This is a genomic window from Saccharothrix sp. ST-888 (genome assembly GCF_000955975.1).
In the GTDB taxonomy this organism is placed as follows: Bacteria; Actinomycetota; Actinomycetes; order Streptomycetales; family Streptomycetaceae; genus Kitasatospora.
The window spans coordinates 1-11,515 of the sequence record NZ_JYJF01000148.1 but is presented as its reverse complement, the minus strand read 5'-3'; the positions used below and the strand labels follow the sequence as shown (position 1 = coordinate 11,515).

The 11,515-nt window shown below is 70.7% G+C and carries 10 protein-coding genes; all 10 read right to left on the bottom strand.

The annotated features are described in order from the left end of the window. Window positions 1-247: hypothetical protein (locus UK12_RS30010; protein ID WP_045306347.1), on the bottom strand; the 247-nt coding region annotated here is incomplete at its 3' end. Window positions 248-728: 481 nt separating this feature from the next. Further along, window positions 729-1,493: a TIGR03936 family radical SAM-associated protein gene (locus UK12_RS30005; protein WP_045306346.1), complete on the bottom strand. Its 765-nt coding sequence runs from the start codon at window positions 1,491-1,493 to the stop codon at window positions 729-731. 150 nt (window positions 1,494-1,643) lie between these two features. Continuing rightward, on the bottom strand, window positions 1,644-2,255 hold the full coding sequence (locus tag UK12_RS30000) for a hypothetical protein (protein WP_156179016.1): 612 nt from the start codon (window positions 2,253-2,255) through the stop codon (window positions 1,644-1,646). Window positions 2,256-2,369: 114 nt separating this feature from the next. Then, window positions 2,370-4,298, bottom strand: a complete 1,929-nt coding sequence (locus UK12_RS29995; protein WP_045306344.1) for a TIGR03960 family B12-binding radical SAM protein — start codon at window positions 4,296-4,298, stop codon at window positions 2,370-2,372. Window positions 4,299-4,426: 128 nt separating this feature from the next. Then, a complete protein-coding gene (gene rodA, locus UK12_RS29990) occupies window positions 4,427-5,626 on the bottom strand; it encodes a rod shape-determining protein RodA (RefSeq protein WP_045306343.1) in 1,200 nt (399 codons plus the stop codon). Continuing rightward, window positions 5,623-7,848, bottom strand: coding sequence for a penicillin-binding protein 2 (mrdA, locus tag UK12_RS29985; RefSeq protein ID WP_045306342.1), 2,226 nt, complete (start codon window positions 7,846-7,848; stop codon window positions 5,623-5,625). Before mrdA ends, rodA begins: the two co-directional genes overlap by 4 nt. A 13-nt stretch (window positions 7,849-7,861) precedes the next feature. Further along, on the bottom strand, window positions 7,862-8,500 hold the full coding sequence (mreD, locus tag UK12_RS29980) for a rod shape-determining protein MreD (protein ID WP_045306341.1): 639 nt from the start codon (window positions 8,498-8,500) through the stop codon (window positions 7,862-7,864). 3 nt (window positions 8,501-8,503) lie between these two features. Further along, window positions 8,504-9,538, bottom strand: coding sequence for a rod shape-determining protein MreC (gene mreC, locus UK12_RS29975; RefSeq protein ID WP_082120062.1), 1,035 nt, complete (start codon window positions 9,536-9,538; stop codon window positions 8,504-8,506). Window positions 9,539-9,634: 96 nt separating this feature from the next. Further along, the gene (locus UK12_RS29970) at window positions 9,635-10,672 is read right to left on the bottom strand and encodes a rod shape-determining protein (protein ID WP_197085281.1); all 1,038 of its coding nucleotides are present in this window, start codon (window positions 10,670-10,672) and stop codon (window positions 9,635-9,637) included. 324 nt (window positions 10,673-10,996) lie between these two features. Then, the gene (gene ndk / locus UK12_RS29965; RefSeq protein WP_045306340.1) at window positions 10,997-11,410 is read right to left on the bottom strand and encodes a nucleoside-diphosphate kinase; all 414 of its coding nucleotides are present in this window, start codon (window positions 11,408-11,410) and stop codon (window positions 10,997-10,999) included. Between the last annotated feature and the right edge of the window lie 105 nt (window positions 11,411-11,515).

The following is an 11,515-nucleotide window of genomic DNA, read 5'->3' as shown; positions in this document are numbered from 1 at the left end:
GGGCCCGCACCGGCTTCTCGGCCACCGGCTCGGCGGCGGGCGCCTCGGTGCCGGGGGTCTCCCCGGCGGACGGCTGGGTGGGGGTCTCGGCAGGCAGTACGGTCTCGGCGGTCTCGGCGGCCGCGCCCTGCGGCGCACCGGCCGGGCGGGACACCGCCCGGCGACGACGGCGCGGAGGCACGGCGGAGCCGTCGGCCTCGGAACTGCCCGTTGCGGCAGACTGCTGCGGTTCGGTGTTATCGAGCATGCGGGTGGATCTCCCGTCAGGCCCCCGGGCTCCGCATCCGGGCACGGCGCGGCACCGCTCTTCCGGTCGGCCGCGGTATTGGCGGGCCGACTTCCACGGTGTCGCCGTACGGACACAGAGCCGCACAGGGGCTCGTAGTCTCGCTCGGCGCCCCGCACGCTGCGGGGTGTCGAAAGTCTTCTGGTCTGACCAGTCTTCTCAGGTTGTCCAGGCCTAGCCGGTCCGCTCTCCCCCAGCCTGGCGGGCTGGGCGGGGGTCCCCCGGCCGAAGGCTGGGGTGTGCCCCCTGCCCGGTGACGGGCAAGGACGGCGGACCCTCGGGCCCGCCGACCATCGGGGTCGGCAGGACGCAAGGAGCCGGCCTGCGTGCGACGACGCTCGCTCCCCTGGGGAGCCGCGGGGGCCAGGAGAACCTCGGCCCGGATTCCGGGCCCCGTTCCCCTCCCGCTAGGCGGACGCAGGTGCGCGCGGCCCGGCAGCCGCTACAGGCCGGCCGGGGCCGCTGCGCGGTCGAGCGCCAGCGGGTCGGTCACCGTGCCGGTCTCCTCGTCGAGCGGCCCCTGCGCCAGCCTGGTCACCTCAGCGGGGACCGGCGGCGCCAGGTCGGCCGTCGCACGAAGACCGGACAAAACGTCGTCGGGTCGTACGGCGGGTGTGGCGTGTCGTACTACCAGCCGCAGTATCGCACAGGGATTGCCCGTACGAACATCGCCGGTGCGGTCCGTAGCGGTGTCGTTACCGTCATCGACCTGCGCGGGGAGGAGTTCCAGGGCGGCGACCGCACTTCGCGCGTCGAAGACCCGGACCCCGTTCTTGGTGAGCCGCTGGACCTCGACCTGCTCGGCGGCCAGGAAGGCCGCGACCGCGCGGGCCGCCTCCTCCGTGGCGACGCCGGCCAGCCGGACCTGCCACTCGGAGGCTTCCAGACGCTCCACGAAGTTCGGGGTACGGACCTCGACGGCGTCGATGATGTCCAGGCCAGCCGGCAGCGACTCGTCCAGTTTCGCGCGCAGCGCCTCCGGGTCGCGGGCCTCGGCGAGGCCGATCTCCAGGTACTCGGCCTCGCTGGCCACCCCGGTCGGAGCGGCGTTCGCGTACGAGACCTTCGGGTGCGGGGTGAAGCCCGCCGAGTAGGCCATCGGAACCGACGAGCGGCGCAGCGCCCGCTCGAACGCCCGCTGGAAGTCGCGGTGGCTGGTGAAGCGCAGACGGCCGCGCTTTGTGTAGCGGAGACGGATGCGCTGCACCGTCGGCGCGGGCGGCGGACCGTCGGGCGTGCGGCGTGCCAGGGTCGCTCAGTCCTTAGTCAGTTTCCCCATCCGGCGGTATCTGGCCGGACTCTGTCAGGACAAGGGTACGCGCCCGCGACACGCCCACTCGCCTCCGCTCGGAGCGGATCAGCCCAACAGGGCCCGACGGACCTCGTGCAGCACCCGCCGCACCTCCGCCTTCACCGGCCACCACAGCTCACGCCGCAGCCAGCGGCACGGCCGCACCACCAGGAACCCCCAGACCCGCCCGGCCACACCCCAGGCCCAGGCCACCGCCCGCCCGAACTCCCGCAGCACCGGGAACAGCAGCACCCGCCACAGCCACGCCACCGGGATCGCCACCAGGTACCGCAGCAGCCAGGCCACCGCCCGCCCGACCGGCGTCAGCACGTACCGCCACAGCAACTGCAACGGCACCACCAGCAGGTACGTCACCAGCCAGCCGAAGCCCCGCAGGAGCGGGACCAGCACCCACTCGGCCAGCCACCGTCCGAGCGGGGCGAGCACCGTCCGCCACAGCCACACCGCGGGCACGACGAACAGCACCCGGCCGGTCGGCGCCAGCACGTACCGCCACAGCATCGCGAACGGCCACACGAACACCGCGTACAGAACGGTCCCCACCAACCGCCCCACCGCAGCGGCGATCTCCCAGAGGAATCGCAACGGCACCACGACCACCAGCGCGATCGCCCGTGCCACCCCGGTCAGACACCCCGCAGGCCGCTGCTCCCCCATCACCGTCTCCCCGTCAGTCGTACGTTGTGACCGCCCGTCGGCCGTCGGCCGCCGGACAAGCCGGAACGCCCCGGGCCGGTGAGACCGGTCCGGGGCGTTCCGGCGGATGTGACGCTACTGGTTGACCACCGTCAGCGGCAGCAGCTTCTTGCCCGTGGGGCCGATCTGGATGGTCGTGTCCATCTGCGGGCAGACGCCGCAGTCGAAGCACGGGGTCCAGCGGCAGTCCTCGACCTCGACCTCTTCCAGGGCGTCCTGCCAGTCCTCCCAGAGCCAGTCCTTGTCGAGGCCGCTGTCCAGGTGGTCCCAGGGCAGCACCTCCTCGTAGGCGCGCTCGCGGGTGGTGTACCACTCGACGTCGACGCCGGTACCGGCCAGGCCCGTCTCGGTGCCCTTCATCCAGCGGTCGTACGAGAAGTGCTCGCGCCAGCCGTCGAACCGGCCGCCGTCCTCGTAGACCGCGCGGATGATCTTTCCGGTGCGGCGGTCGCCGCGCGAGAGCAGGCCCTCGACGATGCCGGGCTTGCCGTCGTGGTAGCGGAAGCCGATGTTCTTGCCGTACTTGCGGTCCTGGCGGATCGCGTCGCGCAGCTTGCCCAGGCGGGCGTCCGTGGCCTCGGCGGAGAGCTGCGGGGCCCACTGGAAGGGGGTGTGCGGCTTGGGCACGAACCCGCCGATGGAGACCGTGCAGCGGATGTCGTTCTGACCGGTGACCTCGCGGCCCTTCTGGATGACGTTCTTCGCCATCTCGGCGATCTGCAGCACGTCCTCGTCGGTCTCGGTGGGGAGACCGACCATGAAGTACAGCTTCACCTGGCGCCAGCCGTTGCCGTAGGCCGCGGCGACGGTGCGGATCAGGTCCTCCTCCGACACCATCTTGTTGATGACCTTGCGGATGCGCTCGCTGCCGCCCTCGGGGGCGAAGGTGAGGCCGGAGCGGCGACCGTTGCGGGTCAGCTCGTTGGCGAGGTCGATATTGAAAGCGTCGACCCGGGTCGAGGGCAGCGAGAGGCCGATCTTGTCCTCGGTGTAGCGGTCGGCCAGGCCCTTGGCGATGTCGCCGATCTCGGTGTGGTCGGCGCTGGAGAGCGAGAGCAGACCGACCTCCTCGAAGCCGGTGGCCTTCAGTCCGCGCTCGACCATCTCGCCGATGCCGGTGATGCTTCGCTCCCGCACGGGGCGCGTGATCATGCCGGCCTGGCAGAAGCGGCACCCTCGGGTGCAGCCTCGGAAGATCTCGACGGACATCCGCTCGTGCACGGTCTCGGCGAGCGGGACCAGCGGCTGCTTGGGGTAGGGCCACTCGTCCAGGTCCATGACGGTGTGCTTGGAGACGCGCCACGGCACACCGGGGGCGTTCGGCACGACCCGGGCGATCCGGCCGTCGGCCAGGTACTCGACGTCGTAGAAGCGCGGGACGTAGACGCCACCGGTCTTGGCCAGACGGAGCAGCAGCTCGTCGCGGCCGCCCGGCCGGCCCTCGGCCTTCCAGGCCCGGATGATCTCGGTGATGTCCAGCACGGCCTGCTCGCCGTCGCCGATCACCGCGCAGTCGATGAAGTCCGCGATCGGCTCGGGGTTGAAGGCCGCGTGGCCGCCCGCGAGGACGATCGGGTCGTCGACGGTCCGGTCCTTGGCCTCCAGCGGAATGTCCGCAAGGTCGAGCGCGGCCAGCATGTTGGTGTAGCCGAGCTCGGTGGAGAAGGACAGCCCGAAGACGTCGAAGGCGCGGACCGGGCGGTGGGCGTCGACCGTGAACTGCGGCACACCGTGCTCGCGCATCAGCGCTTCCAGGTCGGGCCAGACGCTGTAGGTGCGCTCGGCCAGCACACCCTCGCGCTCGTTGAGCACCTCGTAGAGGATCATGACGCCCTGGTTGGGCAGACCGACCTCGTACGCGTCGGGGTACATCAGCGCCCAGCGGACGTCGCAGGCGTCCCAGTCCTTCACGGTCGAGTTGAGCTCGCCGCCGACATACTGGATCGGCTTCTGGACGTGCGGGAGGAGGGCTTCCAGCTGGGGGAAGACCGACTCGGCAGTCATGTACTGGCCTTTACGGAGAAAACAAGCTGACCCTCAAGAGTAGCCGAAGCGCCCGAGGGCCCCGGACCGCGCGAAGGGACCCCCGGTCGCGAGCGACCGAGGGTCCCGGACGGCGGGGCAGTGCCTGCTCAGATCCCTATCGGACGCTGGGAGCGGACGGACTGCAGCAGCCCGACCGCGATCCAGACGGCGAACATCGAGGATCCGCCATAGGAGACGAAGGGCAGCGGGATGCCGGCGACCGGCATGATGCCGAGGTTCATCCCGATGTTCTCGAAGGCCTGGAAGGCGAACCAGCTGATCACCCCGGCGCAGACCACCGTGCCGAACAGGTCGGTGGCCTGCCGGGCGATCCGGCAGGCGCGCCAGAGCACCACGCCGAGCAGTCCGATCAGGGCGATGCCGCCGACGAAGCCGAGCTCCTCCCCCGCGACCGAGAAGACGAAGTCGGTCTGCTGCTCGGGGACGAACTGCCCTATCGTCTGGGTGCCGTGGAACAGGCCCATCCCGGTCAGTCCGCCGGAGCCGATGGCGATCCTGGCCTGGGCGGTGTTGTAGCCGACACCGGAGGGGTCGAGCGCGGGGTTGGCGAAAGCGGCGAAGCGGTCGATCTGGTACTTGCTGAGGATGCCGAGCTGCCAGACCGCGATCGATCCCGCCGTCCCGGCGACCAGCAGGCCGAAGACCCAGCGGTTGGCGGCGCCGGAGGCCAGCAGGATGCCCAGGATGATGACGGCCATCACCATCACCGAGCCGACGTCGGGCATCAGCAGCACGATCCCTATCGGGACGCCGGCCAGCCCCAGCGCCTGCAGGACGCTGCGGTCCGAGGGCATCTCCCGCTCGCCCGCGTCCACCCGGGCGGAGAGCAGCAGCGCCATGCCGAGCACGATGCCCAGCTTGGCGAACTCGGCGGGCTGGATGGAGAAGCCGCCGCCGAACTGGATCCAGGAGTGCGCGCCGTTGATGGTGGAGCCGAGCGGGCTGAGCACCGCCGCCAGCATCAGCAGCACGGCGACGTAGACGACGGGGACCGCGGTACGGACCCGGCGGTTCCCTATCGTGATCACCGTGCCGCAGAGCACCAGGCCGATCAGCAGGTTGGTGAGGTGCCGGTAGAGGAAGTACTGCGGATCACCGTGGGTGAGCGAGTCCCGGCCCCGGGTGGCCGACCAGACCAGCAGTGAACTGCCCAGCGAGAGCGTCAGCGCGGCCAGGATCATTATCCAGTCGAGCCGCCGCAGCGGGGAGTCCTTGGCCAGCACCCGGGCCAGTGAGCGGCGCTGCGGCGAGAGCCGGATCGGGCGGTACGAGCCGTACGAGGTCATGCCCGTCCCCTTCCGGTGGAGCGGGTGGGTTCGAGCGCGGCGGGCACCCCGTCGACCGGGGCCTGGGCGCCGGCCGGCGGGGTCGGGTCCAGGAAGGAGGACCCGGCCGGGTAGGCGGCCTGCTGGATGACGGCGGTGCCGTCCGGGTTGAACTTCGGCAGCTCGGCCTGCGGCTTGGGCAGCAGGGCCCTGGAGTTGTCGATGCCGCCCTTGTCGTCCACGCCGTACAGCGCCTGGTAGATCCGTCGTACCGCGTCACCGGAACCACCGGAGCCGGTACCACCCTGGCTTATCGTCATCACGACCGCGTAGTCCTTGCTGTACGTGGTCAGCCAGGAGGTGGTCTGCTTGCCGGCGACCTCGGCGGTACCGGTCTTGGCGTGCAGCTCGATCGTGCCCTGCGGCCAGCCCGCGCCGGTGAACTTCCAGGCCGCGGTGCCGCTGGTGATGACGCCCGCAGTGGCCTGGTCGATGTAGCTCAGCAGCTTGCCGTCGTCGGGCAGCTTGCCGTCGACGTGCGGGGCGATCTCGCGCACCGGCTTGCCGTCCGGGCTGACCACGGCCTTGCCGATGGTCGGCCGGTAGAGCGTGCCGCCGTTGGCGAGCGCGGAGTAGATCCGGGCCATCTGCAGCGGGGTGACCAGGGTGTCGCCCTGGCCGATGGCGAAGTTGACCGAGTCACCGGCGCGCATCACGTTGCCGTCCACGCAGTTCTCGCGGGCGATCTCGTCGGCGTACTCGTGGCCGCCCTTGGCCGCCTGGGCGCACCAGGCGTCCTTGTTGGCGTCGTAGAAGGACTGCTTCCACTGACGGTCCGGCACCCGGCCGGGCACCTCGCCGGGCAGGTCGACGCCGGTCTTGGCGCCCAGGCCGAACTGGTGGGCCGTCTTGAAGAACCAGTCGGCGGGGTCCTTCTTCGGCTTGATGCCGCCGTCCTTCATCCACTGGTCGTAGGCCAGACCGTAGAAGACGGTGTCGCAGGAGACCTCCAGGGCCCGCTCCAGCGAGATGTCGCCGAAGCTCTCGCTCTCGAAGTTCTTGAACTCCCGGCCGCCGATGGTCAGGCTCTTCGGGCAGGCGTAGTGGCCGTCGAGCGAGTAGCCGGCCTGGACCGCCGCGGTGGTGGAGATGACCTTGAAGGTGGAGCCGGGGGCGGACTGACCCTGTATGGCCCGGTTGAGCAGCGGGTAGTTGGAGTCCTTGCCGGTGAGGTTCTGGTAGTCCTTGGCGGAGATGCCGCCGACCCAGAGGTTGGGGTCGAAGGTCGGTGCGCTGGCCATCGCGACGATCCGGCCGGTGTGCACGTCCATCACCAGGGCGGCACCCGAGTCCGCCTCGAAGTTCTTCTGGGTCTCCTTGTCGTACGTCTTGCGGGCGTCGGCCATGGCCTGTGCCAGCTGGTCCTCGACCACCTTCTGGACCCGGGCGTCGATGCTGGTGACCAGGTTGTCGCCGGGCTGGGCCGGGGTGCGCCCGGCGCTGCCGATGACCCGGCCGAGGTTGTCGACCTCCAGCTTGTCGACCCCGGTGGTGCCGCGCAGGTCGTCGTCGTAGACCGACTCGAGACCGGCCCGGCCGATCTGGTCGGACGGCTGACGGCGGTCGCGTCCGGACTTGTCGGCGCTCTTGGTGACCTCGTCGTCCGTCACCGGGGAGAGGTAGCCGAGCACCTGGGCGGCGTTGGCGCCCTCGACGCCGGTGTAGCGGCGCAGCGCGGTGGACTGGGCGGTGATGCCGGGGAAGTCCTCGCGACGCTCCATTATCTGCATCGCCTGCTGGGTGGTGGCCTGCTGGGTCACCGGGATCGGCTGGTAGGGCGAACCGTTCCAGCAGGGCTGCGGGGTCTTGGCGTCGCAGAGCCTGACCTTGTTCTCGACGTCCTTGACCGACATGCCGAGCACCTCGGCGAGCCGGGTGAGGGCGGCCTTGCCGTGGTCCTTCTGCTGGAGCAGGGCGGTCCGGCTGACCGAGACCACCAGCTTGGTCTCGTTCCCGGCGAGGATCCGCCCGGAGGCGTCCAGGATCTCCCCGCGCACGGCGGGTTCGACCACTTCGCGGATGTGGTTCCCCTGGGCCTTGGCCGCGTACTCACTGCCGTTGCGGACCTGCAGGTACCACAGGCGTCCGCCGAGGGTGGCGAGCAGGGACAGCACCAGGATCTGCAGGACGACCAGACGGATCGTCACCCGGCGGGTGCGGCCGGTCTCCGGAATGTTGCTCACGTGCGGTCGCTCCTCACGGGCGCTTGGCGAGGCCGGGCAGGCGCTTCTTCTTGTACGCGGGCATCGGCGAGGACTCCCGGGTGGTCCGGTAGCGGGCCAGGCTGCCCAGGCCCGAGCGGTTGCCGTCCTCGGACTCGACCACCGCGCGCTCGCCGTCGAAGCGGCGGGCCAGCAGCATCACGGCCGGCACCACGAAGGGGGCCAGCAGCACGTCGTACAGCAGGGCGCTGAACACCAGTCCGATGAGACCGACATGACGGGCGGCGGTGTCCCCGACCAGGGCGCCGACCAGGGCGTACAGCAGGGTGGAGAGCACCGCGGCACCCGCGACCACAAGCAGTGCGCTGACCGCCGAGCGCTGCCGGCCGCCCTCGGGGCGCAGCAGCCCGGCGGCGTACCCCATCAGGCAGAGCACCAGGGCGTAGCGGCCCATGGCGTGGTCCGAGGGCGGTGCGACGTCGGCGAGCAGCCCGGCGGCGAAGCCGACCAGGCAGCCGCCGGTCGGCCCGTAGACCAGGGCCAGGCCGACCACCATCAGCAGCAGCAGATCCGGTGTGGCGCCCGGGAGTTGGAGCCGTCCGAGGATGCTGACCTGGATCACCAGGCCGAGCACCAGCAGGACGGCGGAGAGCAGGATGCGGCTGGGGCGCATGGGTCAGTTCCCCCCTGAGGGACTGGGGTTCGCCCCGGCGGTGCCGGTTCCGGTACCGGTGGGCGCGGGGCTCGCACCGGCGGCACCGGGTGCGGCGGACGAGGTGGCCGCTGCGGAGGCGCCGGGGCTGGCGGGGGCGGCGGGCGACGGGGTGGGTGCCCCGGTCGGAGCCGGGGTCGGGGTCGGCGGCAGTACGGCGTCGCGCGGGTCGGTGCGCGGCGGGACCACCACGACACCGACCAGGTCGAGCCGGGTGAACTGGACGTACGGCTCGACCAGGATGGTCTTGGTGAGCTCGCCGGGGGTCGCCTCGACCTCGACCACGGTGCCGACCGGCACGCCGGGGACGAACGGGCGGCCGCCCTGCGAGCCGAAGGTGACCACCCGGTCGCCGTTCTTGACCTGGGCCCGGCCGTTCAGCAGCGAGATCCGCATCGGTCCGGTGCCCTGCCCGTTGGCGAAGCCGATCTCGTTGCTGCCCTCCAGCCGGGTGCCGGCGGTGAAGCCGGGGTCGGAGGCGAGCAGCACGGTGGCGGTGGTCGGGCCGACGGTGGTGACCCGGCCGACCAGGCCCTGGCCGTTGATCACCGTCATGTCGCGGGTCAGGCCGTCCTCGGTGCCCGCGTCGATGGTGATGGTCCAGGAGAAGCCCTGGGCGGCACCGATCGCGATCACCTGGGCGGCCTTGATGGTGTAGCCGCCCGCCCCGGCGGTGCGGAGCATGTCGTCGAGCTGTTTGGTGCGTCCCGCGGCGGTGTCGGAGGACGCCAGGCGCTGGCGCAGGTCGGTGTTCTCACGGGTGATCTGGTCGAGCCGCTGCTGGTGGGTGCCGGCGTCGCGGATCGCCCGTACCGCGCCCGCGACCGGGTCGACGGCGCCGGAGGCGGCCCGCTCGACCGGCCCGAGGACGCTTGCGGCGGCATGCCGGGCACCACCCAGGGGAGAGCTCTCACCGCCCCTGATGTCCACGGTGATCAGCGCGAAGGCGACGGCGACCAGCAGGATGAGCAGTAGCCGGCTCTCTCGGGTGTCCCTCACGGTGGTGGAGCTGCCCCTTCAGTTCCTGACCTCGTCCCGCGCCGTGCGGAGCGGGACGAGGACCGTTCAGTTGAAAGACTGTCAGATGCGGGTGGCTCAGCGGCGCGGCTGCGCGTCGAGCACCTGCTGGAGCGCCTCGAACTCCTCGACGCACTTGCCGGAGCCGAGCGCGACGGAGTCCAGCGGGTTCTCCGCGATGTGGATCGGCATCCCGGTCTCGCGGCGCAGCCGCTCGTCCAGGCCGCGCAGCAGGGCGCCGCCGCCGGTGAGCACGATGCCACGGTCCATCACGTCGCCGGCCAGCTCGGGCGGGCACTGGTCGAGAGTGGTCTTGACGGCGTCGATGATGGAGTTCACCGGCTCGTCGATGGCCTCGCGGACCTCGGCGGCGGAGATCACTACGGTCTTCGGCAGACCGCTGACCAGGTCGCGGCCGCGGATCTCGGCGTGCTCGTCCTTCTCACCCTCCAGCGCGAAGGCGGAGCCGATGCTCATCTTGATCTGCTCGGCGCTGCGCTCACCGAGCAGGAGGCTGTACTCCTTCTTGATGTGCTGAACGATCGCGTTGTCCAGTTCGTCACCGGCCACCCGGATGGACTGGGCGGTGACGATGCCGCCGAGCGAGATCACGGCGACCTCGGTGGTGCCGCCGCCGATGTCCACCACCATGTTGCCGGTGGGCTCGTGGACCGGCAGGCCCGCGCCGATCGCCGCCGCCATCGGCTCCTCGATGATGTGCACCTGGCGCGCGCCCGCCTGGGAGCTGGCCTCGATCACGGCACGGCGCTCGACTCCGGTGATGCCGGAGGGCACGCAGACCACGACCCGGGGCCGGGCCAGGTAGCGGCGGCGGTGGATCTTCAGGATGAAGTAGCGGAGCATCCGCTCGGTGATCTCGAAGTCGGCGATCACGCCGTCCTTGAGCGGGCGGATGGCGACGATGTTGCCGGGGGTGCGGCCGATCATCTTCTTCGCCTCGGAGCCGACCGCCAGGATCCCGCCGGTGTTGGTGTTGACCGCGACGACGGACGGTTCGTTGAGGACGATCCCCTTGCCCCTGACGTACACCAGCGTGTTGGCAGTACCAAGGTCGATCGCCATGTCACGGCCGATGAACGACAGATTGTTGGCCATGGGGTGTGAAGTGCCTTCCCGAACTCGGAGTCAGATGGCGGGGAGTGGGCCGGCGGTCGCGTTCGCCCACGGCGAGGGGGCGGACTTCGGCTGAGCAGCCGCACCGGGCCCATGAGTTGTGTCCATCGTAGCCACGCCGGTCAGCACGAGCGGCGAGTAAGGTCCGCCGCCCATTCTCCGGGGACTCGATGGCTTCTTCCTGGATTGGGACGCCGTGTCGAGGTCCGGAGTTCCGTTATTTGAGGATGAAAATCTGAGATTCACCTGGTCGGGCCGCATCGGCCTGCGACCGGCCCGACCAGGGCATCTCGACCGGAGTGCGGGTCAGGCGTGCGCGGGGAAGAAGATCTTGATCTCGCGCTCGGCGGACTCCGGGGAGTCCGAGGCGTGGATCAGGTTCTCGCGGGTGATCGTCGCGTAGTCGCCGCGGATGGTGCCGGCACCGGCCTGCAGCGGGTCGGTCGCGCCGGCCAGCATGCGGATGCCCGGAACGACGTTCTCGCCCTCGACGATCAGGGCGATCGACGGGCCCGAGGTCATGAACTCCAGCAGCGGCTCGTAGAACGGGCGGCCGACGTGCTCCGCGTAGTGCTGCTCCAGCGTCGCCCGGTCGAAGGTGCGCAGTTCGACGGCGGCAAGCGTCCAGCCCGCCTTGCGCTCGATACGGCTGATGATCTCGCCGGCCAGGCCGCGCTTGACGGCGTCGGGCTTCAGCAGGACGAGAGTGCGCTGGGACACGGTGCGGCTCCTGGGGAATCGGTAGGGCATGGTGTATGCGGCCTTGCCCAGAGATTACCTCGGGTGAGCAGCCCGCCTTCCCGGCCGGGCTGCTTCCACCAGGTC

Excerpts from the sequence above, each read along its gene's own strand:
- rodA (WP_045306343.1), bottom strand. The coding sequence starts at position 5,626 with ATGACCTCGTACGGCTCGTACCGCCCGATCCGGCTCTCGCCGCAGCGC.
- UK12_RS30000 (WP_156179016.1), bottom strand. The coding sequence starts at position 2,255 with ATGGGGGAGCAGCGGCCTGCGGGGTGTCTGACCGGGGTGGCACGGGCG.
- UK12_RS29970 (WP_197085281.1), bottom strand. The coding sequence starts at position 10,672 with ATGGCCAACAATCTGTCGTTCATCGGCCGTGACATGGCGATCGACCTT.
- mreD (WP_045306341.1), bottom strand. The coding sequence starts at position 8,500 with ATGCGCCCCAGCCGCATCCTGCTCTCCGCCGTCCTGCTGGTGCTCGGC.
- UK12_RS29995 (WP_045306344.1), bottom strand. The coding sequence starts at position 4,298 with ATGACTGCCGAGTCGGTCTTCCCCCAGCTGGAAGCCCTCCTCCCGCAC.